Annotated in this window: 25 protein-coding genes and 1 tRNA gene; 15 read left to right on the forward strand and 11 right to left on the reverse strand. The window is 42.8% G+C overall.

The window, feature by feature from the left end; all coding sequences use genetic code 11:
* Positions 1-3 precede the first annotated feature (3 nt).
* From CQ839_RS21150 to CQ839_RS21175, 6 genes are all read left to right on the forward strand, one after another.
* Positions 4-588, forward strand: a complete 585-nt coding sequence (locus CQ839_RS21150; protein WP_103670283.1) for a DUF4157 domain-containing protein — start codon at positions 4-6, stop codon at positions 586-588.
* 269 nt (positions 589-857) lie between these two features.
* Positions 858-1,484: a recombination mediator RecR gene (recR, locus tag CQ839_RS21155; protein WP_374937755.1), complete on the forward strand. Its 627-nt coding sequence runs from the start codon at positions 858-860 to the stop codon at positions 1,482-1,484.
* A 145-nt stretch (positions 1,485-1,629) separates the two neighbouring features.
* The gene (locus CQ839_RS21160) at positions 1,630-2,148 is read left to right on the forward strand and encodes a YdcF family protein (protein ID WP_181016280.1); all 519 of its coding nucleotides are present in this window, start codon (positions 1,630-1,632) and stop codon (positions 2,146-2,148) included.
* A gap of 437 nt (positions 2,149-2,585) precedes the next feature.
* Positions 2,586-2,658, forward strand: a tRNA-Phe gene (locus tag CQ839_RS21165).
* A gap of 178 nt (positions 2,659-2,836) precedes the next feature.
* Entirely contained in the window at positions 2,837-3,355 is a 519-nt protein-coding gene (locus CQ839_RS21170; RefSeq protein ID WP_103670284.1) for an FKBP-type peptidyl-prolyl cis-trans isomerase, read from the forward strand.
* 63 nt (positions 3,356-3,418) lie between these two features.
* Positions 3,419-5,965, forward strand: a complete 2,547-nt coding sequence (locus CQ839_RS21175; protein WP_103670285.1) for a CHAT domain-containing protein — start codon at positions 3,419-3,421, stop codon at positions 5,963-5,965.
* Between the two features lie 92 nt (positions 5,966-6,057).
* Here the strand turns inward: CQ839_RS21175 and CQ839_RS21180 are convergent, their stop codons facing one another.
* Positions 6,058-6,921, reverse strand: coding sequence for a hypothetical protein (locus CQ839_RS21180; RefSeq protein ID WP_103670286.1), 864 nt, complete (start codon positions 6,919-6,921; stop codon positions 6,058-6,060).
* 264 nt (positions 6,922-7,185) lie between these two features.
* Between CQ839_RS21180 and CQ839_RS21185 the strand changes: the two genes are divergently transcribed.
* A complete protein-coding gene (locus CQ839_RS21185; RefSeq protein WP_103670287.1) occupies positions 7,186-7,875 on the forward strand; it encodes a zinc metallopeptidase in 690 nt (229 codons plus the stop codon).
* A 278-nt stretch (positions 7,876-8,153) separates the two neighbouring features.
* Here CQ839_RS21185 and lpxB read toward each other — a convergent pair whose 3' ends face one another.
* Positions 8,154-9,335, reverse strand: coding sequence for a lipid-A-disaccharide synthase (lpxB, locus tag CQ839_RS21190; protein WP_181016281.1), 1,182 nt, complete (start codon positions 9,333-9,335; stop codon positions 8,154-8,156).
* Between the two features lie 313 nt (positions 9,336-9,648).
* Between lpxB and rpmI the strand changes: the two genes are divergently transcribed.
* From rpmI to CQ839_RS21205, 3 genes are all read left to right on the forward strand, one after another.
* Positions 9,649-9,846: a 50S ribosomal protein L35 gene (rpmI, locus tag CQ839_RS21195; RefSeq protein WP_103670288.1), complete on the forward strand. Its 198-nt coding sequence runs from the start codon at positions 9,649-9,651 to the stop codon at positions 9,844-9,846.
* Between the two features lie 72 nt (positions 9,847-9,918).
* On the forward strand, positions 9,919-10,272 hold the full coding sequence (gene rplT, locus CQ839_RS21200) for a 50S ribosomal protein L20 (protein WP_103670289.1): 354 nt from the start codon (positions 9,919-9,921) through the stop codon (positions 10,270-10,272).
* Positions 10,273-10,338: 66 nt separating this feature from the next.
* Positions 10,339-11,175 carry a transporter substrate-binding domain-containing protein gene (locus CQ839_RS21205; protein WP_258040818.1) on the forward strand — a complete coding sequence of 279 codons (837 nt, stop codon included), beginning with the start codon at positions 10,339-10,341 and terminating at the stop codon, positions 11,173-11,175.
* 32 nt (positions 11,176-11,207) lie between these two features.
* Here the strand turns inward: CQ839_RS21205 and CQ839_RS21210 are convergent, their stop codons facing one another.
* Both CQ839_RS21210 and btpA read right to left on the reverse strand, forming a co-directional pair.
* Positions 11,208-12,107, reverse strand: coding sequence for a vitamin K epoxide reductase family protein (locus CQ839_RS21210; protein ID WP_103670290.1), 900 nt, complete (start codon positions 12,105-12,107; stop codon positions 11,208-11,210).
* 70 nt (positions 12,108-12,177) lie between these two features.
* Positions 12,178-13,044: a photosystem I biogenesis protein BtpA gene (gene btpA, locus CQ839_RS21215; RefSeq protein WP_103670291.1), complete on the reverse strand. Its 867-nt coding sequence runs from the start codon at positions 13,042-13,044 to the stop codon at positions 12,178-12,180.
* 176 nt (positions 13,045-13,220) lie between these two features.
* Between btpA and CQ839_RS21220 the strand changes: the two genes are divergently transcribed.
* A complete protein-coding gene (locus CQ839_RS21220) occupies positions 13,221-14,495 on the forward strand; it encodes a lipid-A-disaccharide synthase (protein ID WP_258040819.1) in 1,275 nt (424 codons plus the stop codon).
* 59 nt (positions 14,496-14,554) lie between these two features.
* On the opposite strand, the gene msrA is transcribed toward CQ839_RS21220, so the two are convergent.
* The 5 genes from msrA to CQ839_RS21245 all read right to left on the reverse strand — a co-directional run bounded on the left by msrA (position 14,555) and on the right by CQ839_RS21245 (position 18,618).
* Complete coding sequence (gene msrA, locus CQ839_RS21225) at positions 14,555-15,205, reverse strand: peptide-methionine (S)-S-oxide reductase MsrA (protein ID WP_103670293.1); 651 nt, start codon at positions 15,203-15,205, stop codon at positions 14,555-14,557.
* A 104-nt stretch (positions 15,206-15,309) separates the two neighbouring features.
* Positions 15,310-15,654 carry a DUF1816 domain-containing protein gene (locus CQ839_RS21230; RefSeq protein WP_308455528.1) on the reverse strand — a complete coding sequence of 115 codons (345 nt, stop codon included), beginning with the start codon at positions 15,652-15,654 and terminating at the stop codon, positions 15,310-15,312.
* 46 nt (positions 15,655-15,700) lie between these two features.
* Positions 15,701-17,251: a 23S rRNA (guanosine(2251)-2'-O)-methyltransferase RlmB gene (gene rlmB / locus CQ839_RS21235; RefSeq protein ID WP_103670295.1), complete on the reverse strand. Its 1,551-nt coding sequence runs from the start codon at positions 17,249-17,251 to the stop codon at positions 15,701-15,703.
* Entirely contained in the window at positions 17,248-17,643 is a 396-nt protein-coding gene (locus CQ839_RS21240; RefSeq protein ID WP_103670296.1) for a Mini-ribonuclease 3, read from the reverse strand. Before CQ839_RS21240 ends, rlmB begins: the two co-directional genes overlap by 4 nt.
* Positions 17,644-18,264: 621 nt before the next feature.
* Entirely contained in the window at positions 18,265-18,618 is a 354-nt protein-coding gene (locus tag CQ839_RS21245; protein WP_181016282.1) for an STAS domain-containing protein, read from the reverse strand.
* Positions 18,619-18,832: 214 nt separating this feature from the next.
* On the opposite strand from CQ839_RS21245, the gene gatA reads away from it, so the two are divergent.
* Positions 18,833-20,293, forward strand: a complete 1,461-nt coding sequence (gene gatA, locus CQ839_RS21250; RefSeq protein ID WP_103670297.1) for an Asp-tRNA(Asn)/Glu-tRNA(Gln) amidotransferase subunit GatA — start codon at positions 18,833-18,835, stop codon at positions 20,291-20,293.
* A gap of 76 nt (positions 20,294-20,369) precedes the next feature.
* Here the strand turns inward: gatA and CQ839_RS21255 are convergent, their stop codons facing one another.
* Positions 20,370-21,659, reverse strand: a complete 1,290-nt coding sequence (locus tag CQ839_RS21255) for a glucose-1-phosphate adenylyltransferase (protein WP_103670298.1) — start codon at positions 21,657-21,659, stop codon at positions 20,370-20,372.
* Between the two features lie 275 nt (positions 21,660-21,934).
* Between CQ839_RS21255 and CQ839_RS21260 the strand changes: the two genes are divergently transcribed.
* The gene (locus tag CQ839_RS21260) at positions 21,935-23,275 is read left to right on the forward strand and encodes a hypothetical protein (protein WP_258040821.1); all 1,341 of its coding nucleotides are present in this window, start codon (positions 21,935-21,937) and stop codon (positions 23,273-23,275) included.
* Between the two features lie 47 nt (positions 23,276-23,322).
* Complete coding sequence (locus CQ839_RS21265) at positions 23,323-24,540, forward strand: DUF2252 domain-containing protein (RefSeq protein ID WP_103670300.1); 1,218 nt, start codon at positions 23,323-23,325, stop codon at positions 24,538-24,540.
* 21 nt (positions 24,541-24,561) lie between these two features.
* On the opposite strand, the gene CQ839_RS21270 is transcribed toward CQ839_RS21265, so the two are convergent.
* The gene (locus CQ839_RS21270; RefSeq protein WP_103670301.1) at positions 24,562-25,176 is read right to left on the reverse strand and encodes a hypothetical protein; all 615 of its coding nucleotides are present in this window, start codon (positions 25,174-25,176) and stop codon (positions 24,562-24,564) included.
* Between the two features lie 112 nt (positions 25,177-25,288).
* On the opposite strand from CQ839_RS21270, the gene CQ839_RS21275 reads away from it, so the two are divergent.
* Positions 25,289-25,594 (forward strand): hypothetical protein, encoded by a 306-nt coding sequence (locus CQ839_RS21275; protein ID WP_103670302.1) that lies wholly within the window; start codon positions 25,289-25,291, stop codon positions 25,592-25,594.
* Positions 25,595-25,951 lie beyond the last annotated feature (357 nt).

Below are 25,951 nucleotides of genomic sequence, written 5' to 3' on the forward strand. Positions count from 1 at the left end.
ATTATGAATAGCTTTCGTAGAATAGTCTTTCTAATTTTGCTGTCCCTTGCATTAGTCGCAACCATAGGAATGTCAGATGTCAGCTTTTTTGCGGACTCTGAAACAAAATTGAGCCTAGCTGATGAGGCTTGGGGACAGGCAGGATCGATCGCATATCAAGCAGCATCTAGAACCATGCGTTCTAAGAATGGCAAAGCTGTACCTTTAGACAATGTGCAGAAGCGTTACCTTAGGAGATATTTTATTGATTACATTGATCGTGTGCAGGTCATTTATAACGCCCAAATGATGGATCGTTGGATATTAGGTAATGTCGTCGTCCATTTTGGTCAAGTCGAGACAATCGCCCAAACCTATTGCGATCGCATTTATCTTCGAGATGATTACAAGCCAGAAGATCCCAAACAATTATCAGTTTTAGCTCATGAAATGGTACATGTGCGTCAATGCTTTCAAAATGGTGGGATAGACCAATTTGGCTATCAATATTTTGTGGAGTATAAACGAGCCAAGCAAAAGTACGAAAATAATCTCATGGAGAGAGAAGCTTACGATTTACAAAATCGTTTTGCTAAAGCTAATTCATAAAAGTAAATGGCGGCGCTTCGCGCCGCCATTTACTTTTATGTAGATGAGCATAATTAATTACAAACCCCAACCCGTGAGGTTGCGCCCCGCAGGGGCGCAACCTCACGGGTTGGGGCATTATTCGGCACAGGCACTTATGGTTTTATACCAAAACACAAAGTGGCGTAGCCACTTTGTGTTTTTAAAACCCTTACTGGGTTTGGTTTTTAATTCACGAAAGTGTTGCAACACTTTTGTGAATTGGTTTTAGGCATGAAGTAACGTTAAAATTGTTAACGTTACTTCATGCCTTCGCTGTTTTGTATACTCGACCCTTAGCTAATCTCATCGAACAATTGCAGCGCCTGCCAGGTGTTGGGGCGAAAACGGCTCAACGCTTATCGCTTCATATTCTCAAACGCCCCACAGAAGAGGTTGAAGCTCTTGCTCACGCATTAATTCAGGCAAAGCAACAGGTCGGTAGTTGCACCATATGCGGACATCTTTCGGCAGAACCCATTTGTGAAATTTGTGCTACCCCTAGTCGTGATAATGCCTTAATTTGTGTAGTCGCGGACTCCCGCGATCTGATTGCCCTTGAAAGAACTCGCGAATATCGTGGAAAATATCACGTACTTGGGGGGCTAATCTCGCCTATGGACGGGATTAGCCCTGATCAACTGAATATCCAAAGCTTAGTGCGGCGCGTCAGTGGCAACAAAGTCTCTGAGGTGATTATGGCGATCGCACCGAGCGTCGAAGGTGAAACTACGACTTTATATGTGGGCGGATTATTAAGACCCTTTACAAAAGTTACGCGAATTGCCTTTGGCATTCCGATGGGTGGTGATTTAGAATATGCAGATGAGGTAACTCTTGCTAAAGCGATCGAGGGCCGACGCGAATTAGATTTTTAGATTGTTAAGATAATTGCAAAAAGGGTAAACATCTTAACAATCTACGGAAATATCTTGTTGCATATTGTTCCATCAAGCAGATAATATTTTGCTGATTCGCAACGCATTAATAACGATGATTCACCAATTCCCTAGCAAAAGTTCTATGACAGCTTTAACTGGGTTAATTGGCTCTGGATGCATGATTTTTGGAGTGCCATGCTTACCACCAATCAGCTCCAGTCCTGCGCCTAGAGAACCACAGGCGATTTTAGTGTTGGGTGGATCTCCCACCCGCGAAAAATTTGCTGCTCAGTTTGCTTTACAACACCCACAGCTGCCGATTTTTGTATCCTCAGGTAGTCCTGAGGAATACGCTGAATATGTGTTTGATCAGGCAGGGGTAAAACGCGATCGCATTCACTTAGATTATCGTGCTGTCGATACGGTCACCAATTTTACGGTAATGGTGACTGAGCTTCAACAGCGCAAAATTACGGATGTGTATGTACTGACTTCGGAGTTTCACATGCCCCGCGCTATTGTGATTGGCAAGATTATTTTAGGCAGTCGTGGCATTGAGATGCACCCTGTGTCGATTCCTTCAAATATTAAATCCGAGAATCCTGCTAAATCTCTGCGCGATGGTTTGCGATCAGTTGTTTGGCTAGTCACTGGATCGTAGCAAAGTTGGCACGAAGTGCTAACTAGAACAGAGAGGCGACGTATCACGTCGCCTCTCTGACGATATAAAGCCCTAAAAGCTGTACCACGCGATTATCTGGTGGTACAGCTTTTAGGGCTTTATATTTAATTGTGCTTAGCTACTTAACTATAGCCACTTAAGTTAAGACAAACCCAAAACTCAAACTAGAGTTGCGGCGCAACTCTAGTTTGAGTTTTGGGTTTGTCTTAGCCACTTGCATTAGGACAAAATAACCCCAAGAAGAGAATGGCGGCGCGAAGCGCCGCCATTCTCTTCTTGGGGTTTAAGTACTGATAGGTTGGCAACAGAAATATTGCAAATTTCTAGATTACAAATTTCTAGAAATTTTTTTAAAATTCTATTGCTTGAAAATCCCACTCAGTGTTATCTTAGTAAAGCGCCAAAAAACGCACAGCGCCGGGATAGCTCAGTTGGTAGAGCAGTGGACTGAAAATCCACGTGTCACGAGTTCAAATCTCGTTCCTGGCATCTCTAAAAAAAGAAGTCACTTAGTGACTTCTTTTTTGTTGTCTATACTTTGAGTAATTGTGCTGTGGGCGCAAAGCGCACGCAACACAATTACATTGCAGACTTCTTTTTTTTAATGCAAAATCGCTGTAAGATCCCAAAAGCTAAGTCATCACGTAATTGATTGGAGAATGTAACCTTGAAAGGAATTTTGATTAGCTTTGGCATTATGGCAGTTGCTGTCCTAGTCATTGTAGTTGCTCAAATTACAGGCGGACAGCCAGCAGTTGCTAGCACTGGTGCACCATCTACAGGTGTACCAAATCAAACAGAAGTAAAAATAGCAGCAGCACCTTTAATTAGTATGAGTGATTCTGAAATCAAAGAAACTGGCACTGGTCTCAAATATAAAGTGATCACTGCGGGTACAGGTGCAACTCCTAAAAAAGGCGATACCGTAATCGTGCATTACACTGGTACGCTCGAAGATGGTACTAAGTTCGATAGTTCTCGCGATCGCAATAGTCCTTTTTCGTTCAAGCTTGGCGTTGGTCAAGTGATCAAGGGCTGGGATGAAGGCTTATCGATTATGCGTGTTGGCGATCGCTACACCTTGATTATTCCCCCAGATCTCGGTTATGGCGCTCGTGGAGCAGGTGGAGTCATTCCTCCTAATGCGACATTAATGTTTGATGTCGAGCTACTGCGCATTTCTTAAATCATTCCATCTCAAAAAGCACTGCCTTCGGGTAGTGCTTTTTGGTTTATTAGGATCAATGTTATGCATGGAAAGTTGATTGCGATCGCTTTAATCACTATTTTGTCGAGCTTGCCTATGCAAGCATTGGTATGCGATCGGTTATGGGCGCAGGAGCAGAGCGATCGCAAAACGCAAGCAGGTCAATTGCTAAATCAAGGGCTTCAGCGATATCGAAGCGGTCAGTATGAAGCCGCCTTTCAAGCATGGCAACGCGCTTTACAGATTTATCAAGAAATCAAAGACCGTCCTAATGAAAGCAAGGTATTGAATAATCTGGGCATTGCTTACTACAGTCTCGGTCAATTTGCGAAGTCAGTCCCTTTATTTCAGCAACGTTTGACGATCTCTCGTGAACTAAACGATCGTCAGGCTGAAGCCTATGCCCTTGATAGTTTAGGGCTGAACTACATTCAACTAGGGCAGTACAAACAAGCGATCGCAGTTTATCAATCTGCTGTAGAAATCCTGCACCAACTCAATGACCGTATAAATGAAGGTAATGCCCTTGGAAATCTTGGTATTGCTTACCGTGAGCTAGGAAATTATGCTAAAGCGATCGCCTTCCATCAGCAGCAATTGGCAATTACTCGCGAGATTAGCGATCGCGCGGGTGAAGGAAGAGCGCTAGGCGGACTTGCAATTGCTTATCGTGAGTTGGGGCAGTATGAAAAAGCGATCGCTCTCTATCAACAGGATTTAGCGATCGCCCGCGAATTACAAGATCTTAGTGGACAGGCTAGGGCGCTAAATAATCTGGGCACTGCTTATAGCAACTTGGCTCAATATCCCCAAGCAATTGTTTTGTACAAACAAGGTTTAGAAATATTGCGCAGTCTTAAGGATCGCAGTGGAGAAGGTAGAGCCCTTGGCAATATCGGCAATGGTTATCGGCAGTTAGGACAATACGAGCAGGCGATCGCTTTCCTTGAGCAACAATTAGCCATAGCCCGTAACATTAGAGACATTGCCTCTGAGGGGAAAGCTGCTTCTGGTCTGGGCATTGCCTATAATCGATTAAGAAAGTATGAAAAAGCATTCGTCTTTTATCAGCAAGATTTAGCGATCGCCCGTCAGCTTAAAGATCGTAATGGCGAAGGAAGGGCTCTGAATAACTTAGGCGTATTGCTTGGGGATCTAGAACAACCTGAACTTGCAATTCTGTATTACAAACAATCGGTCAACATTCAAGAATCGATTCGCCAAGATATTCGCGGATTGAGCAAAGAGGAACAGCGATCTTTTTTAGGAACGGTGGCAGGTACATATCGAAGCCTTGCGGATTTATTGCTCAAGCAAGGGCGAGTAATGGAAGCTCTACAAATCATCGATCTATTAAAAATCCAAGAACTAGAAGATTATCTCCAAAATGTTAAAGGGAACGATCGCACAGCACAGGGAATGCGAATTTTAGAGCCTGAGTCAAAAATTAGTCGCCAGTTAGCCACGACAAGCTTTGCGCAAATTCCCTTGCTGAACCGTGAGCTAACTCAACAGATACAGCAGATCGCGCCATCGGAAATTAATAAGGCTCCTGAATACTTACAAAAGCTACCGCAAGGAGTGGTTCTCATTTATCCATTGGTGCTGCTAGATCGTCTGGAAATAGTAATTTTTGCTGCTAATTCTATTCCTACGGCGCGTACGGTAGCGATCGCTAAACCCCAACTAGAAGAGATGATCGCCGATTTTCGTACTGACTTGAATGATCCTAGCTCTGAGGACATCAAGACCTCGGCAAAGAAGCTATACGAGCTTCTCATCAAACCGATTGAATCCGATCTCAAGCAAGCAAATGCTACGACTATTCTCTACGCCCCTGATGGGATCTTGCGTTATATTCCCCTCGCTACACTCTACGATGGCAAACAATGGTTAGTGGAACGATATCGCATCAATAATCTCATTTCCTACAGTTTGCTAGATCGCGATCGCCAATCATTGAATGACTTAACCATTTTAGCGGGAGCATTTGGCGGGAAAATGGGAGAAATCAAATTTGGTTTAGTAGGACTACCATCTTCTGTTACAGAAGTTGAGAACATTGCATCAACTTTTCCTAAAGCGAATAAATACATTGAACAGAATTTTACGAGTCAGGCGATTCGGGATAAAGCAGCAGGTAATGCAATTATCCATTTGGCAACCCATGCAGAATTTAAAAATGGTATTCCTTTTGAATCCTATCTGTTATTTGGTGATGGCAGTAAGCTCACATTAGCAGAAGTGAATGATTTAAAGCTAAAAGATACGCAGCTCGTAGTTTTGAGTGCTTGTCAGACAGGATTAGGTAGTTTAGGAACAGGTACAGAGATTTTAGGCTTTGGGTATCAAGTCCATCGGGCAGGTGCAAAAGCATCGATCGCCTCGCTGTGGAAGGTTTCTGATAATGGTACACAAATACTGATGTCTGCTTTTTATAATAATTTGCGAAAGGCAAATATTGATATTTCTACATCTCTACGGGAAGCTCAATTGAGCATGATCAATCGCAATATTAAAGAAGGTTCTGTGAATTATAATCATCCTTATTTTTGGTCGGCTTTTGTTCTGATTAGTAATAGTTTGTAAATCACCTAATTCTGACTATAACTACTTCTTTCTCAATGAATAATTAGTGTTGCGCGGCTTTGCCGCGCAACACTAATTATTCATTGAGAAACCTATTCTTTCGGTGGAAAGGGAGTATATTGCCAGATTCCATCAAACGTTGTCAGAGTGGTTTGTTGATTGGTATTTAGCTTTTGATCTCGATCAAGAGAAATCTGACCAACTACTTTAACTATTTTTCCATCATAGGTTTTGACTTCGGCAGGCGATCGCAACGACTGCTTAAAGTAAGTTGGGTAAATTGGAATTTCCGTTCCATCTTCTAGCACAATATTCGCCGTTGTATAGGTTCCCTTAAAATCTATGCTGGATGTGATTGCGGGTGCTGGGCTACTGTGCGATACATAGCGACCGATCACTTGAACACGGCGATTGTTGAACCGAGTCAAATCCGATTTTGTTTTAACAACATCTAATTCTTCTTGCAGCACTTGAAAAGAAGTATTAAATCGATGATCAGTAGTCGCTACGGCGGGTACGAACTTGAATGCTTCTTGAGGAACTCCCGTAAATCCTCCTGTTTCGTAGCCCACATATTTAAACGATCGCCCTAAAACAGGCTTGGCAACCTGTGCCGTCATAAACAGATTAAATTCGATGGTTACTGGCTGAGCGAGAGGGCGATCGTTTACAGATTCAACGCTTAACACCTCTCTTGGGCTAGCTTTTGCACCCAATTCTCCTTGGCGAACGACACCTGCGATCGTGATAATTTTACCAAGAGGCTGCCCCAATTGTCCGAGCAGAGGATTCTGTTCAAGATCGTTGACAGTGAGATGATTTGATACTTTCGTCATTAAATTTGTAGGAGCTATATTCCCTTCTTGGCGAGGCTGTGGGGCCGCGATCGCTTGCATTACTTGTCCTTCAAACCAGATTATAGACAAACTGAGGAGAATCAGACGTAATTTTTTCATGGCTATTTCATTTGACAGTCTCTAATTAGTTTATTTATATATAGCGCTGTAAGCTTTGCTTAGGACATAAAACCCAAAAGAGCAATGGCGGCGCGAAGCGCCGCCATTGCTCTTTTGGGTTTTGATTTGTCTAACTCAATCATTGCTATAGGTAAATGTTACAAACTGTTTTTCCTAACCAGATCAGTAGTGTTTTCACTACCGCCAGAGACTATAGCGGCAAGGGCATAATCATACATAGAAATGTCTGAAGGAGAAAAGTAAATGTTTTTTCACCCATCCTATTTGATCCTCATCCCAGGGATGATCTTGATGTTTTGGGCGCAGCAGCGAGTCAAAGCAACTTACGAAAAATTTGCAGATATGCGATCTAGCCTTGGAATGACAGGCGCACAGGTTGCTAAGACCATCCTGCAACGCATGGGTATCCATGATGTGACTGTAGAGCAAGTAGCAGGAGAACTGACCGATCATTACGATCCCTCTGCGAAGGCAGTGCGCTTATCGGAATCAGTGTATGGCTCATCTTCACTGGCTGCTGCTGCGATCGCAGCCCATGAATGTGGTCACGTTTTGCAAGATGTACGCGGTTATCAATTTATGAATATCCGCGCATCTCTTGTGCCAGTAGCGAATATCGGCGCAAACTTTGGCCCCTTGATGGTGATGGCGGGACTATTTCTGACTTCGCTTGGCAGTTTGAGTGTTGTGTTCATCAATATTGGCATTGCCTTGTTTGCCAGCGCAATCCTATTTCACCTCGTCACTTTACCCGTTGAGTTTGATGCTTCTAGCCGAGCTTTGAAGCTAATTGACGAGCTAGGTATTCTCCAAGGTGACGAAAATATCGGTGCTCGGAAGGTGCTTAATGCTGCTGCATGGACATATGTGGCGACTGCAATTTATGCAGCCCTTCAACTTGTGCAGTTGTTGTTAATTCGCGGCGATCGCTAATTACAACGCTTTGCGCTCAAATTCAACCCTTGCTGTAAAAAAACAAGAAGTGATGGTTTTAAAAACACAAAATAGCTACTTAGGAATGAAAATTAATTAACTTGTGCAATTAAAACCAAAATTTGTTGGGGCGGGCGAAGCCCGCCCCAACAAATTTTGGTTTTAAATAATTTTCATTCCTTATGTCCCTAAGAGGGATCGCTCGTGTTGCTTTTGGTCATTATAAAAATCGGGTTTGATGCAAGTTCGCCGTCGGCGAACTTGCATCAAACCCGATTTTATAGATAATCCAAAATTGAATCAGCAACACGGTTAATCGCTCCTTCTTTGCCCAAACTCTCTCTTACTCTGGTATATCCATCGAGCATAGTTTGCCTTGCTTGAGGGTTGATTAATAGGTCTAAAGCACATTCCGCGATCGCTTCGGGAATAGCATCAGTTTGGACAAATTCAGGCACAACTGATTCCATATTTACTAAATTTACTGGTGAAATAAATGGTAGTTTTAGCTTCAGAATATTAAGCGCAATCCAAGCGGTAAGCGCACTGACTCGATATAAAATAACCTGCGGCACATTGAGAAGAGCTGTCTCTAAATTCACAGTTCCTGATTTGCTCAGTACCAAGTCAGCCGCGCTAATAGCAATCTGAGACTTTGCAGAAATAATTGTGGCTTTGATATCATATTCCTCAAGCAACTTCTCAACTTCGGGGCGATAGCGCTCTAGAGATAGTGGCAACCAAAATTTGACATGGGGCAACTTGGTTTGGATGATTTTAGCGGCGGCAAGAATAATCGGCATGACCGATCTCAATTCTTGAGTACGAGAAGCTGGAAGTAAAGTCACCACCAAATCATCATCAGCGATACCAAGTTGCTTGCGTGATTCCATGCGATCGGGAATCTTTGCCATTAGGTCTACAAATGGATGTCCGACCCATTGAACATTTGTGCCTTGCTTCTCGTAAAAAATTGCTTCTTGCGGGAAAATTGCCAATAACTTATCTGTAAAATCAGCGATCGCCCTCGTATTTTTGTCGTTATATGACCAAACCCATTCTTGAGGAGCGATGTAATAGATGACGGGAATCTTTAACGTGTGTTTAGCATAATGCCCCATACTTTGATTGGGCATCATGTAATCGATTAGCACTACCACATCGGGCGGAGAAGTTTTTAACCATTGTTTGGCATCTCGCTGCACCTTAAGAGTTGGCAAAATATAAGGCAAGGCTTCAACTATCCCAATTGAACCAATTCCAACCGTATTTCCTAGCACCCTTATCCCAGTCGCCGCCATGCGATCGCCACCAAGTCCGACGATTTCTAATTCAATCCCTCTTAGGGCAGCCCGTTCACGCAGAGCCTCAATCAAAATCGCCCCATGCCAATCACCTGAAACTTCCCCTGTACTGATAAACACGCGGCGTTTTGTCTTAATTTCTGAGCTAGATTCCATACTTAAATTGGTTGTAAGAGCGTTTTGTGCCATAGAGGTCTAATGAACTCGATTTTAAATTTTTCTGCGTCTACGACGTAGAAAAATTTAAAATCAGTTTTGATAACTGTCGCCAAGTGTATCAGGACATAAAACCCAGTCATAGAGTTTTCACTGCAAAGCAACGCAAACTCTATGACTGGGTTTTATGTTGTCCTAAGCATGACTGAACAATAGCTATAAAAGGAGAATTGCTGAAATTTTATACTAAATGAAATATATTGCATTTGCTTATGGTACACTCGTAAAGGTCAAAAATTTGGACTAGAAAGAAGTGCCTAAGCTCAAAACTCGTAAATCTGCCGCCAAGCGATTCAAGGTGACGGGTAGCGGCAAGTTTGCTCGCCGCCACGCTGGTCGCAATCACCTACTAGAGCATAAACCAACTGTTCGTAAGAGCAGATTGGGTAAGATGGCTATAGTTGATGAGACTGATAATGACAGAGTAAGTGCAATGATGCCTTACGCCTAGTGATTGCTATCGATGAGATAGACATTGCTAGAAGTGAAAATAACCGACTTTAACGATAATTAACGAACTGCCATGACGAGAGTAAAACGCGGTAACGTAGCTAGGAAGCGCCGCAACAAAGTACTGAAATTAGCCAAGGGCTTTCGCGGATCGCACTCTAAGCTGTTCCGCACTGCTAACCAGCAGGTAATGAAAGCTCTTCGTAATGCCTACCGCGATCGCCGCAAGAAGAAGCGTGATTTCCGTAGTCTCTGGATTACCCGCATTAATGCTGCGGCTCGCCAACAAGGTTTGAGCTATAGCAAGTTTGCAGGGTTGCTGAAGAAATCTAATATTGAGATCAATCGTAAGATGCTTTCTCAGATTGCGATTCTTGATCCTGATGCTTTTACCGCTATCGTGGAAAAAGCAAAAGCGATTGTTTAAAAACAAAAAAGAAAAAAGCGGCGCTTAGCGCCGCTTTTTTCTTTTTTGAGACTTAACGGAGGTCGTGTGACAAAGAATCAGATTAGGACTTTTACCTTGGCAACGATCGCGATGATTTCCTTATTTGATGGAGGGAATCATTTCAAGTTGCTTCAGCCAATTCATGAAGCAAATCTAGCGATCGCCGCAGAAACAAACTCAGCTATCACCCCAGAAATAAATACTCTCGATAAAATTAAAAAACGGGGCAAGCTAATTATTGGAGTCAAAGATAATTTGCCGCCCTTAGGATTTCGCGATCGCAGTGGCAACCTAGCAGGACTAGAAATTGATATTGCGCGTGAATTAGCAAAAGAGCTTAATTTCCCAGTTGAATTCGTTCCTTTAAAAAATCGCGATCGTCTATCAGCCTTACAAAACAATCAAGTTGACTTAGCGATCGCCCAAATCACGGTCACTACAAATCGTTCGCGCCTAGTTGATTTTTCTTTACCCTATTACACCGACAGCACGATCGTGATCGCTAAGCGTGGCATCACTTCTCAAGATCTAAATCTGCCTTCAGCAATTGGCGTTCTCAAAAATTCTTCAGCGATCGCCGCGATCCAATCTCAATTTTCCAAAGCAGCGATTATAGGTGCAAGTTCTTATTCTGACGGCTTAGAGGCTCTGCAATCTGGCAAAGTCAAGGCTTTTGTTGGCGATCGCACCAGTCTCATGCAATGGCTAAAAGATCATCCTGATTTTGCCATCATTGGACAACCTTTGGCCGTTCATAGTTTGGCGATCGCATTGCCGCGTGGTTTACAACATCTAGACTTACGTGATCGGGTCTTTGAAATTGTCGAGAAATGGCGAAGAAATGGCTGGCTCAAAGAACGAGCAAATTATTGGGGCTTATAAAAAAAGAGAGTGCAAAGCACTCTCTTTTTTGTTTATTTGCGATCGCCTGTATAGCCAGACTCATTTGCTAATTCTTCTAAAGATCTCTCACCTGAAAGCATTTTGCCATTGATCTCCCAAGTGGGAAATCCCTTAATTCCTTTTTGTTCGCATAATGCAGTTTGAGACTTTACCCCATTAGGAGCATTAGGAGCACATTCCACATAGGGAATTAACTTTTGTGCCTCACCAAACTTTTTCTTTTGATCTAAACAATGTGGACACCAATATGCGCCATACATCTTGGCATTTGTTGCGGTCAAGTGCTGAGCTAAACGTCCTGCAAAGGAATTGTTCTGAGCCGAGAGTTTACCTTGGCTACCATAAATAACTAAAGTTCCTGTCAGCGTAACTATTGCAACGATCGCGCCTGTAAAGAAGAGATTGCCCACATCTTTCCAGGCATTACCAAATACCGTGAGTACCCAAATTGTAGTCATGGTGACGGCGGAGGATATGCAGTACAGACAAACCTGAGGCTGCCCACCGATCTGTCCCGATGAGAGGAGATACATCAGGTAGCCGCTAAAGACAAAAGTTGACGAGGACACCATGAATAGCAAGAAATTAGCTAATTCCTTGATTTGCGCTTGAGCTTTGGGATCATCTTTTTTTAAGAGCAATGGCAAGCCCGCTAACAGTCCGATGGTGAGATAGCCTAAAGCACCAAAGATTGTTAAAGGGATCCCAAAAATCTTGGCGTATTCACTACTTAGCACTAAGTCACAGCCACTTCCTTGGACATCGCAGAGCGCGACTTTCTGACCAAAGAAGTGAGTTACGGTCAAATAGGTTACCAGAGAAAAGCCAAATAGAGACAAAGCGACGATCGCAGGGCGCGACCACCGATGCAACCAAGGCTCAGATCGTTTTCTTGCAGCTGTTCCTGACAATTTGTACCTGCCTACTAAATAGATTTTTAACTAGAGACGTTATGCGCATCTAGCTTTTATTTTATAGATTTTATCCAATCGATATCGGCGGAGATCGCAATATTTGCTCTTCGGCAATATGCTGATTTTTTTTGTTGGCAATATCTAATCGCACAGCATCGACAAAGCGGCTAACCCTGATTGGATCGATCGCCTGTTGAATCTGACCATTACGCTTGAGCGAACTAGAGACAATTACACCGTCAGCATATTCCATTAACTGCGGCACATTATCCCATGTTGCTCCAGAGCCAACAAATAGGGGTGTATCACCACAGGCAATTTTCGCTTCCTGAAGATCTTCTGATGTCGGTGGTTGCCCAGTTGCCCATCCAGACAAAATCACCGCATCGGCAAGTCCACGATGAATCGTATCGTGAACAGCAGCGGAAATCTGCGGAACTGAAATCGGTTGAGCGTGCTTCACCAAAACATCTGCAAAGATTTTTACATCTGAGCCGAGTTCACGGCGATAGCGCAAAAGTTTGTAAGCATCACCTTCGATAATGCCTTGATCAGTTGCCATTACGCCCATCAGGACATTGACGCGAATAAACTTAGCGCCAACACAGGACGCGATCGCTAAGGCACTATGACCATCATTCCTTAAGACATTGATGCCTACAGGAACGCCAACCATCTGTTTGACGCGATGGACAACTAGGCTCATGGAACTGACCACAGCAGGATCGACGCGATCTTTAGTAAATGGAGCATCAAAAAAATTTTCTACGATAATTCCATGTACACCGCCTGCGGCGAGTGCTGTAGCTTCCTGCTCAGCACGATCAATGACCTCTTTAAGGCTGCTCCCCCAACGCGGCGAAGTAGGCAACGGCAAAAGATGGATGACCCCAATTACGGGCTTTGGCGTATCAAATAAACTACTTAAATCCACATGCGTGACGTTTATAAAAATTTGGGTAAAAAACTGAGTTACTAGCTCTTAATTTAACTTGATTATGAGTGCATAATTTTATCGTGAATTCGATCCCGACGTTTCAATTTCTGTCAATAAACCCATAAAGTAGAGAAAGCGAGAACTTTTCTGTCTACTTTATGGGTTTACTGACAATGGCTAACATTCCTCAAACCAAGGATATTTCCACAGATATTTTAATTCTGTCGAATGCTCCTGGGGAGTTAACGACATGGGTGTTTCCTTTTTTGAAAGCTTTAGAAATAGCAATGCGATCGCAGTCAGACTTACTCAACCCTCAACAAGCTCGCATCTCGATTGCGCTCTCGCCTTGCCAGAATGCCAGTGGACGAGAAGCACAACTCGCCCAAAGTTTTCCGAATGTAGATCGTGTATTGTCGCAGGATCAGTTTTTTGATTTTTTATTGTGGGGCAAAACCCCTAACTGGGAATGGGCGAAAAAGGGGATCGTAATTTTTTTGGGTGGAGATCAGTTTTTTGCAGTAGCGATCGCGAAGCGCCTTGGCTACAAAACTTTGATTTATGCAGAATGGGAAGCCCGATGGTATCGCTGGGCAGATTTGTTTGCAGTTCGCAATCAGGCAGTTTTCGATAAGATCCCAACAGAATTTCGAGCAAAAGCAACAGTAATCGGAGATTTGATGATTGATCAATCAAATCAAGAGGCATTAAGCACCTCATTACCTGCTAACAGAATTTGCTTTATGCCTGGTTCCAAAGGGCACAAATTACAGGTTGGTGCGCCTCTAGTTGTTGCGATCGCTGATATTCTCAAGCAAAAACGCCCCGAGCTGGAATTAGCGATCGTCCTTGCCCCAACGACTACTCCTGAAACTCTAGCTCAATACACTCAAACTAGCTTTCCAACTGCCGACAGTGATGGTGCAACGGCAGATATCTTTGAAGGGAATTTGGTGACTGCCAAAGGCACTGTAATTAATATTTATCGCGAATTTCCTGCCCATAACCTTATTAAAAGCAGTCAACTTTGCATTACCACTGTCGGTGCTAATACTGCTGAACTAGCTGCGCTCAATCAGCCGATGCTAGTTCTTTTACCAACCAATTTTGCGGACACCAAAGTGGGATGGGATGGATTGCTGGGGATACTTGCATCTGCACCAATTCTAGGCAAAGTTCTAGGAATTTTAATTAACTCAGTTCTAATGGCGCAAATTCAAAAAAAAGGTCAATTACTAGCTTGGCCAAATATCTGGGCTGGTGAAGCGATCGTCCCTGAGCTATTAGGAAAGCTCATTCCGACTCAAGTTGCTACCGAAATTTTGTTTTATCTAGATCGCCCCGAAGAGTTAGCAAAAATGCGCGATCGCTTAAAAAAAGTATGTGGTGAAGCGGGAGCAGCAAGTAAACTTGCGGCAATGGTAATTAGTGCTATTGCGAATAATTGATGCGGCGACGCATCAATTAAAAAAGGGAAGGCATCGCTTTGCGATGCCTTCCCTTTTTTTTAAACTGCAACAGGAGGGTAACAAACATTTGTACCGCCTAGCCCGCAATAACCACCAGGATTCTTGGCGAGATATTGTTGATGGTAGCCCTCAGCGTAATAAAACTCCCCAGCATCACGAATTTCCGTCGTAATGCCCTGCTTCATCCCTGAAGCTTTTAGAGCATCCTGATAAACTTCGCGCGAGTCCTCAGCGAGTTTTCTTTGGGCATCGTTGTACACATAGATGCCTGAACGATACTGGGTTCCTTTATCGTTGCCCTGTTGCATTCCTTGCGTAGGATTATGAGATTCCCAAAAAACCTTGAGTAAATCAGCATAACTAATCACTTTGGGATCGTACACAACCAGCACAACCTCATTGTGTCCAGTCATGCCCGAACAAACTTCTTCATAAGTCGGATTAGGTGTTAAGCCCGCTGCATAACCAACAGCAGTAACATAAATACCTTTTTGCTGCCAAAACTTACGTTCTGCCCCCCAAAAACACCCTAAGCCAAAAACAGCAGTTTCCATACCTTCAGGGAAAGGTGGTTTCAGCGCATTACCATTTACGAAATGATGTGATGCGGTGGGAATTGCCGAAGATCTTCCCGCAAGAGCATCTGATGCAGTGGGAAGAGTTAACTTTTTGCCAAGTCCAAATAACATATGTTCGTTTAAAAAATTTATAAATCTCTCATAGATATTTATTATGCATTTATCTCACAAAAAATTAGGGGCTTCAGCCCCTCAATTCATTATCAGTTTAGTGATTACAGAGTCTGACCGCTAAATGCAAAGAAACGGTCAAGCTTAAAATCCAGTGAATCATCATAAATGGTCAGCTTTTCAGGTTTGCACCGCTTAACCATTACAGAAAGTCCTTTAGAACCTTCTGCTTCAAGATCTTCGATAAAACCAAGTTTTGCAGATTCAGCTTCGGATTCACTTGTAAAAGGCCCAAAGTAGTATGTGCAATGTGGTGAATCAGTAACAATTTCGATCCACACAGCTAACCCAACAGTTTCGAGAATTGATGTAAAAATGTTCTTAAACAAGTTACCACCCATGATTTTCGTAGTTAAAGTGAATGGTTTAGGTGAATGAGAAAGCTTCAAAGTTAAAGTTTTCTTCCTATATCTTTATATAACTTAAAACATGACTTCAAGACAAATTGTTCAGGTTTAACGTATTAACCCAACGTTGTCTAAAAATCTCGTACAGCGCCATTCCTGTGGCAACTGATGCATTCAAGCTTTCCACTTTTCCTTCTAAAGGTATAGATACCAAGAAGTCACAATTTTTTTGCACTGACAGACTCAAACCTTCATCTTCTGCACCGATGACCAAGGCGATCGCGCCAGAGAATTTGGCTTTGTGAATTGCTTCGCTTGCACCTGCCATAGTTCCATAAACCCAGAAACCTGCTTCCTTGATTTTCTCAAGGGCGCGATTGAGATTAACCACACGGGCGACTGGCAAGATTTCCAATGTGCCTGCTGCAACTTTTGCAACAGTGGCGGTGATTCCTGCTGCACGACGTTGAGGAATGACTAGGGCATGTGCGCCGAGGGCAGCAGCACTGCGAATGATCGCCCCTAAATTATGGGGATCGGTGATTCCGTCAGCGATGACAATAACTGGCTGAGCCGATTTTTCTTTAGCGCTAGCAATTAATTCGTCAAGGTCGGCATATTCATAAGCGGAAACCTGAATAGCGATACCTTGATGTCTGCCATTGTCAGTGATGCGATCAAGTCTTGTATTATCAACTTCATCGACCACTGCTCCTGCTGCCTTAGCTTCGTCAATCAAGGGCAAGAAGTCTGGTGCATAACGCAGTCGAGCAGTAACCCATACGCGGTTAATGCTGCGATCGCTATTTAGGACTGCCTCAACTGCATGACGACCATAAACGATGTCAGGATTTTCGGGATTATGAACTGGTGCAGTAATTCCTAGTTCGCCATCGGGATCGACATTACGTGAGACGGGCGGCAGAGAGCGGCGTTCAAAATTAGGAATAGCTGCGCGATCGCGATCCCCAAAATTACGATCGCGATCAAATTTGCGATCGCCGAAATCACGATCCCCAAAATTACGATCAGTGCCCCGATCAGAACGCTCAGGGCGATCGCTCCGTTCAAACTTCTTGTCACCGAATTTCTTGTCACCAAATTTTTTGTCGCCGAATTTCTTGTCGCCGAACTTCTTGTCACCGAATTTTTTATCGCCAAATTTCTTCTCAGCGAATTTATCGCCAAACTTTTTGCCTATGGGCTTGTCAAACTTACGTTCAAATCTTGGCTCAGCAGATGAGTCAGAACGTTTTTCAAAGGGCTTGTCAAAACTTTTCTCAGGACGACGATCTGAGTACTTGTCTGATTTACCAGAATATTTAGAGTCAGTACGACTATCAGAGCGTTTATCAAAATTTCTATCTGATGACTTATAAGGCTGCTCAGATTTGTAGGGCTTGTCAAAGGATCTGTCAGCTCTCTCTGGACGACTATCAGATCGACTATCAGAGCGATTGTCAGTGCGTTTATCGGTATATTTGCCAGTGCTGCGATCGGATCGGCTATCAGAGCGATTATCAGAACGTTTGTCAGAATATTTATCAAAAGACTTGTCGGAGCGTTTTTCGTAGCTTCTATCTCCGTCTCTATCGGAATTCTTGTCGGATTTGGATTTTAGTCTAGGTTGCGTTGTCATGGCGGCGCTGGGGGGTCGATGTGGCTAAGTAGCTGTGTAAAAATTTGGTCGAGGCGATTGCGATCGGTTAAGTAAAGATAACCAATCAAAGCTTCAAATCCTGTAGCACTTTGGTAAATCTTGGGATCAACTTTACGTGGGGCAGATCCTGCTGAATTGCGACCGCGTCTTACTAGATCTGACTCAGAATCTGAGAGATCAAGTTTTTCGAGAAGTTTTGCTTGTTGCTCGGCTCTAACTTGACTAACGACAAGCTGGTGATATTGTTTGGCTGTGCGTGGCGGCAGTAAATAATGAAGCCGCATTTGCATCTCATACACAGCATCGCCAATATAGGCTAGAGCAGAGGCTGGGATCTCAGCGATATTTTCAACGATTGGGCTAAGAGACATTACAGGATAATGCCATTACAGAATAATTTGATTGCTTTTGTTGGGTGTTGACAAAATATTTAGGTATCTATCAGACATTTAACATTTACGTTTGCTTCAGACATTGATGGGCAAGCTATGCTTGCCCATCAATGTATATAAATCTTGTCTTAGAAACATCATAGCAGGACTGTCAATTACTGAGAATAGGTTTTTATGGCTGCCTCTAATAATCGAGTGTCGCAACTATTGGTATTACAGTGCTTTGCGCGCAGCTCAGAAATAATAATTTTAAAAAGTGTTTCTTTGTAACTCTTTTTAAAATTATTGGTTCTTTTGATCGAAAACTGCTGTGTTTCGATGTCTGTATATGGTGGCCAAACAAACAAATCTTTTGCAAAAAAACAGCAAAGATTCATTTTTGCAAAAGATTTGGAGTCAATATCAGGGATTTAATCTATATCAAGTTCATTTAGGTGATCAATTTCATTTTGATGTTTACATCAAATTCAGAATATTTGCCCCCTTCACTTTCTAAATCTTTGAAGCATACAAAATTATAGTCAAGTTTAAATTGAGTGCCTATACTTTTTGAGCTTGATCGGGATTTTGGCTTGTTTGCTTGTTTTACCGCCTGTTAACTTAGTCTTTTTTAGGTTGATCGAGCTTTGCAAGCGCGGCATCAATAGATGTCTGAAGTGACAGAAACTGATCTAATCGAACCAGTTTGACTGTTTGCGTGACTCTAGCATTGGTAATAATTTGGAGCGTTCCACTCAAAGTTTGAGTTTTTTTTGCCATTTGCACTAAAACCCCAAGCCCAGAGCTATCGACAAAATCAATGGTTGACAGATCTAAAATCACGTTAAAAGGCCCATCATCGACGCATTTGCCAATAACTTTTTTAAAAGCTGGCTCAGAGAAAGCGTCCAGAAGACCTGTGAGGCGGATCAATTGATAGGTGTCCTTGACTTCGCGGCTGCCTCGTAAACTCACAGTCAGGGTTAGCGGTTCAGGAATAATGACCTCCAAGCGGTGCGAACGTACCTTAATTTGCGGATATATTGTATTTGCTTTCTCCGCACTTGTCCAGAAAATTATTTGTTTTTGTTCCAAAAGCTATAGCGAAAAAGTAGAGATGCTGCTTGATGCCCTCTCTACTTTTTCGCTATATACTTAAAATTCTGCCAACTAACGTACTAGATTCTTTATGCTTTCGATCGCCCAAATTCGTCAGACCTTAATCAATAAAGAGCGATCAGCAACTGAAATTGCTCAAGAGTTTTTAGATCGCATTGATCGGTTAGAGCCGAAATTACATAGTTTTGTGACTGTTACGCCAGAAGTGGCGATCGCTCAAGCCAAAGTCATCGATGCTGCGATCGCCTCAGGCGAAAATTTACCAGCACTTGCAGGTGTGCCGCTTGGCATGAAGGACAATATGTGCGTCAAGGGAATGCCCACCACTTGCGGCTCTAAAATGCTGAAAAATTTTGTCCCACCCTACGAAGCGACAATTACAGCAAAACTGCGATCGGCTGGAGCCGTAATGGTTGGTAAAACTAACCTTGATGAGTTTGCGATGGGTAGCTCCACCGAAAACTCAGCGATCGCCCTCACCGCTAATCCTTGGAATACAGAGTATGTCCCTGGTGGTTCATCGGGTGGTTCTGCTGCTGCCGTCTCTAGCGGTGAATGTGTAATTGCCACAGGTTCAGATACTGGTGGATCGATTCGTCAGCCAGCTTCATATTGTGGGGTAGTTGGGCTAAAGCCGACTTACGGATTAGTTTCACGATTTGGGTTAGTTGCTTTTGCTTCGTCTCTAGATCAAATAGGCCCTTTTGCAAATACCGTTGAAGATGCGGCGATATTTTTGGGCGCGATCGCAGGCTACGATCCCAAGGATTCCACCAGCATTAACGTCACAGTTCCTGACTATGCTGCTTTGTTAACACCAAATTTAACTCAATCACTCAAGGGCAAAAAAGTCGGTGTAATTACCGAAACCTTTGGCGAAGGCTTAGATAGTGAAGTTGAAGTTGCTGTGAGGAAGGCGATCGCGCATTTCGAGAGCATGGGCGCAGAAGTCTATGAAATTTCCTGTCCTCGATTTCGCTATGGACTCCCCACCTATTACATCATCGCGCCCTCAGAAGCATCCGCCAACCTCGCCCGATATGATGGTGTGAAGTATGGCTTCCGTGACGAGAATGCTGAGAACTTGCTGAGCATGTATGAAAATACCCGCGAACAAGGGTTTGGTGCTGAAGTAAAGCGACGGATCATGATTGGTACATATGTCCTATCTGCTGGCTACTATGATGCCTATTATCTGAAAGCTCAGAAAGTTAGGACTTTAATCGTTCAAGATTTCCAAAAAGCCTTTGAGCAAGTGGATGTTTTGGTTTGTCCAACTGCACCAACTACTGCTTTTAAGGCAGGTAGTAAAACTGAAGATCCTCTGGGGATGTATCTGTCGGATCTGATGACAATTCCTGTAAATCTGGCGGGTTTACCAGGAATTAGCATTCCCTGTGGTTTTGACTCAAAGGGAATGCCGATCGGGTTGCAAATGATTTCCAATGTATTAAGGGAAGATGTGTTGCTGCAAGTTGCTTATGGCTACGAGCAATCAACGGAATGGCACAAACAAAAGCCCTCTGTATAAACAAAAAAAGCCTTGCAAAGCAAGGCTTTTTTGTCCTAAAAAAGAATCGGCACAAAGTGCCGATTCTTTTTTAGATTTAGATAATGGTGTTATCGGGAATTATTGCGTTTTTGACGACGACGACAATGCCATTACAGATGCAATAGCCCTGCTCTTCACGATTTACATCTTGGACACGATCTTTGTTGATGATCTGTACATTTTTGCCAATACGAGCATTCTTGTCGATGATTGCATGACGAATAATTGTATTTTCGCCAATTCCCATTGGGACTTTATTGGTTTCGAGATCTGTCTCACGCTCTTCTTGAGGCTGATAGAAATCACAACCCATTAAGAGAGTATCTTCGATAGTGCAATTAGCATCAATATGCATCCGAATACCGACGACCGAATTGGTGACAGTCGATTTGTTAAGGAGACATCCTTCACCGATGATTGAATCTTTTACCTTACAGTCATGAACTTTGCTGGGTGGCAAATAACGAGCGCGGGTGTAGATCGGTTTTTTAGTCTCGTAGAAATTAAAGCCAGTGGAAGGATGACGAGTCAAATCTAGATTAGCTTGATAGAAGGACTCGATGGTTCCAATATCTTCCCAATATCCCTTATATAAGTAAGCCTGAACATTCAAATTGTGAATTGCATCAGGAATAATTTCTTTGCCAAAATCTGTATGTTCAGGATTTTCGCTGAGCAGTTTTAACATAGCCTGCTTGTTAAATACATAGATTCCCATCGAAGCGATGAAAGGATTCGCGATCGCTGAGGCCTGATCTAAGCCAAGTTTAGTTGTATCAACACGCATTCCCTCCAGTGCTTCACCTTTAGGCTTTTCGAGGAAATTAATCACTTTGCCAGTGCTATCGGTTTTGAGCAAGCCAAAAGCTGATGCTTTTTTCTGATCGACAGGCAATACGGATAGGGTAATATCTGCTCCAGTTTCGCGGTGATGTTGGACGAATTTTTCGTAGTCCATGTTGTAAAGATGATCGCCAGATAGGATCAAGTATTCACTGACATCCCAAGATTCTAAAAGCCATGCATAGCGGCGAACTGCATCGGCTGTGCCTTGAAACCAGTCTGGACTATCAGGGGTCTGCTGGGCTGCTAAAATTTCCACAAAACCATCAGAATAGGAGGCAGGTCGATAGGCTTGATTGACATGTCGATTAAGCGATGCGGAGTTAAACTGTGTCAGGATATAAATTTTTTCAATGCCTGAGTTAATGCAGTTACTCACAGGAATGTCGATCAGTCGATATTTGCCTGCTACGGGGACGGCGGGCTTAGCGCGTGTCTTAGTGAGGGGATATAGTCGGCTTCCCTGTCCACCGCCCAGAATGATAGCCAGTACGTTTTTCATAAATTCTTCGGATTATCTTGGCTTTTTTATTTGCATATTTTTTCTGAATGCAAACATTGTCTATCTTTGCGGGGATCGTTGCAAGTAATGTGAGAACACAAAATCAGAAAGTCAAACCCAAGAAAGGAGTGGCGGTGCTTTGCGCTGCTACTACTTTCTTGGGTTTGAAAGTATTTCGCTGCATAAAAATTTATTTTTGCTAGGAACAATATGAGCAATAACTATGTCTAGCAGGGTTAAGTTTAAGCCTAAATTGCGATTAGGGAGATTTTATAATGCTTGGGAACAAAACGCTGGCTAATTCATGTTTCGCTTTATTTAGTTTGGGCGCGATCGCTATCTCTGTCATCTCTTCACCACAGATAGCTAGAGCCTCAGAGCAACCGAGTTTGGATAGCCTCGTTCAACAAGCAGCTTCCAAAGATCAAGTAACATCGCAGCAGGCGATCGCGAAGTTACGCGAATTTAAAAATGTGGGTGTAGATGCATTTTGGAATGCTTATCAAAAAGATTTACCTAATAATTCACAATTACGGGCAACTTTAGACGCAATTTGCCAGCAAAAGGACTGTGATGCATCGCGGTTGTATTGGTACAAAGATTTAGAAGCTGCTAAGACTGCATCAAAAGAATCTGGCAAACCGATTTTGTCTTTGCGCCTGCTTGGCAATCTCAATGATGAGCTGAGTTGTGCTAATAGCCGATTTTTCCGCACGGCTCTTTATCCTAATGCGGGAGTATCGCAATTGTTACGCGATCGCTTTATTTTGCATTGGCAATCAGAGCGTCCAGTGCCTAAGGTAACGATTGATTTTGGGGATGGTCGTAAGCTGGAGCAAACCCTTACAGGTAACAGCATTCACTATGTTCTGGATAGTGATGGTCGTCCAATTGATGCCATCCCAGGTTTGTACAGCCCACAAGCATTTATGGAAAATCTTAAAGATGCTGAAGGGGCAGAGAAACTGCTTAACAATACCAATGATGTAAAGTTGCGTCGCGAAGTTTTGGTGAAATATCATCGCGATCGCTTAGCCAAAATCGAAAGAAACTGGCAATCAGATCTCAAGCGCTTAAACTTACCTGCACAACGGTTACTTGAACCTATAGCGATACGGACTCCCGCAAATGTTGATGCAACGATTGCAAGTCGTTTGACTTTTGGCAAAATGGCAGTCGAGATGCCAACCCTAACTCGCACACCTAGTGCGCCTATCTCTGAAGTTATTCCACCTTCGCCATTTGCTAAGCTCAGTGATGCCAATTGGGCAAGATTAGCAAGGCTTTTTCAAAATCGGGTATATCTCGATCAAGGCAGTCTAAAGCTAATGGAACGTAAGTTGTCGCCGAGTGCATCGATGACAACAGTGGTCAATAGTTTTGAAAGAGCGATCGCGCAAGATACGGTTCGTAACGAATATGTATTTCATGCGCAGATTCACAGTTGGTTTGCTAATGGTGAATTTATTGGAAATGAAAATCTCAACGGCAATTCGCTGGCTCTAAACTCCCTTAATCGTCGAGTTTATGATCAATTGTTTCTGACACCTGCTAGTGATCCTTGGTTGGGTTTAGTAAATGAGAACGTATATACGGGAATCAGTAAAGTAAATTAATATAAAGTGGCGCTAGCGCCACTTTATATTAATTTGAGGGGATTTTTATGGCAAATCGAAATATTCGCGATCGCATTTATCAATTTAATCTCAATCAACCGCGAGATCCTGATTTGCTTAAAGCGAAATATGAGTATATGCGTGAAGACAAAGAAAATCCCTTTATCTTTTTTCGATCTACCTGTCATCTTTTTTATGAGGATTTACCAATTAAGTCATGGTTTAGAAAGGCTCCTCTTGTCTGGATTTGTGGCGATCTGCATGTAGAGAATTTTGGGAATTATAAAGCGGATAATCGTCACGTTTATTTTGATATCAATGATTTTGATGAAGCTGTACTTGCTCCCTGTACTTGGGAAATTGCGCGTTTGTTGACTAGCATTTTTGTGTCTACTGAAACCTATTCGGTTGGTTTACAAGTTGCAGAAAAACTCTGCCAGAAATTCCTCAATTCATATATTCAGACCATCTCTGAGGGCAAAGCTTATTGGATGGGTGAAGATATGGCTCCTCCTGTGATCGAAGATTTGCTAGCGCGCAAAAATCAGGTCAAGCGCAGAGAGCTATTAGAGGAACGTACTGTTTTAGATAAAGAAACGCAAAAGCGATCGCTAAAAATTGATTTCAAAAAGGCGAAACCGATATCTGATCAGCAAAAACAGAAAGTGATAAGTTTTATGGAAGTCTTTGCCGCTGAACAGCCAAACCCTAAGTTCTTTAAATTATTGGATGTAGCGCAACGCATTGCTGGCAAGGGAAGTTTAGGGATTGAGCGTTATGTTTTGTTGGTGGAAGGTAAAGGTTCCCCCGATGGTAATTATCTCCTCGATCTTAAAAGGGCTCTACCTTCATCACTTGCAGCCTATAACGAATGGGCGCAACCAAAATGGGAAAGTGAAGGCGATCGCATTGTTTCAATTCAAAAGCGATTACAAGCAATTCCTATTGCTTTTCTGCATTCTGTGACTATTGGTAAAGATTCATTTGTGTTGAGAGGACTTCAGTCAACTCAAAGTCCAACTGACCATTTAAAGATCGAGAAATGGGATGATAAATTGCCACATTCTGAAGTGTTAATGCAATCATTGGGTCAAGTGGTAGCTTGGTCGCATTTACGTAGTAGTGGTAGACAAGGCTCTGCGATCGTTGATCAGTTAATTGATTTTGCGAGTAAAACCAAATGGAAAACTGAGGTGATGGAATATGCTAAAGCATATAGCCAGCAGGTAAGGCTTGACTGGAAGGAGTTTTGTCAATATTTATGATTTAAGAATTACGGATGATAATTAATTGCTAAGGATTTTGACTAAGATGCGTAGAAGATCGTCTGGGTCGGCGGGGACACGGAAGAGGTTGAGATCTTGAGTTACTAAGCGGGTTTGACGGTTGAATTTTCCAAATTGCCAAATATTTCCCGTGGATATTGCGCCATATATGATTGGTTGATCGGATTCAATCCATTGATCGATCGCGATCATTTCGATCGCAAGTTGTACAAAGCCTCTTTCTAAGTCTTCATTTTTAGCTTCAACAACAAGGAATGTCTGGTCATTTTGCAGAAGATAATCTAGGGAGCCTTTGAGTTGGTTACTTACGGCGACGGGATATTCAATGTTGAGGGTGGCTTGGGTGTAGTGGAGTACATCGGTTAATACTGGGGCAATTAGGAATTCTCGTCGCGCTATTTCACTTGTGAGACTTAGGCGGGGTAGACTTTCTTCGATGCGCGCTTTGAGATCGATCAGGCGATCTAGTGTGGATTCATAACGGGGGAATTGCAAGGATTGCCTTTGGAGAATAACGCCAAAATACGCGAGGATATCTTGTGATGCAAAGTTCAGTTTAAAATAATCTGCAAAACTATAGGATTGATCGGGCTGGATAATGGCGGTTCTGGGCATAATAATATATTTAATGATGAGCTTTTTCTGATTTTAGTGCTGGATGGTTGTACTAAAATTGGGAACATGTTTGTCTATATATTGCAGTATACAAGTTAAAACAAGAGAGCAGATGCGCGCCAAGATTGAGAACGAAGTTCTATTTATTCATCGAGAGGATGTGCCAAAGTATAACAAACAGGGCTCAATCGTCCGTAATAGCTACTTTTGGGCTTTGCGATCGATCGCAGGTCGATCTAACTCACGCTATGAATGGGAATTTGAATCAGAAGTATGGATTGCATTGCAGAGAATGTTAATCTCTTTTGCGGAGTCAGGATATTTGCCCACCCGCGAAACTCAGTTAGAATTTGCCCCTGAGACAGAAGAAATCCCCAAATTATTGCGATTAGTTTCCACAATTGCTATTGAAGAATAACGGGAAACCCTTAATTTATTTGTAGGGGCAATTCATGAATTGCCCCTACAAATAAATTATTGATGCTTGGGTCTTAATCTTGGTAATTGCGGGCTTTGGTATTACAGATCTTACACAGTAGCCCTGCACTCAAGTGCGGACTAAAAGCTCAAACCCGTTGAAACGGGTTACTTAGGAATGAAAAATAAATAACTTATGCATTTCAGTTATTTTGAGGAATGGCTCTATAATTCCATTTATAGCAAAGAAAGGGATAGTTAGGACAATTGACAGAAGGCTTGCTGTACGGCATCCCATAAACTTTCACATTTTCCTATAATCTTACTGACATGATGTTTTAACCTTGCCCAAAATTTC

The organism is Pseudanabaena sp. BC1403 (genome assembly GCF_002914585.1).
Lineage (GTDB): Bacteria > Cyanobacteriota > Cyanobacteriia > Pseudanabaenales > Pseudanabaenaceae > Pseudanabaena.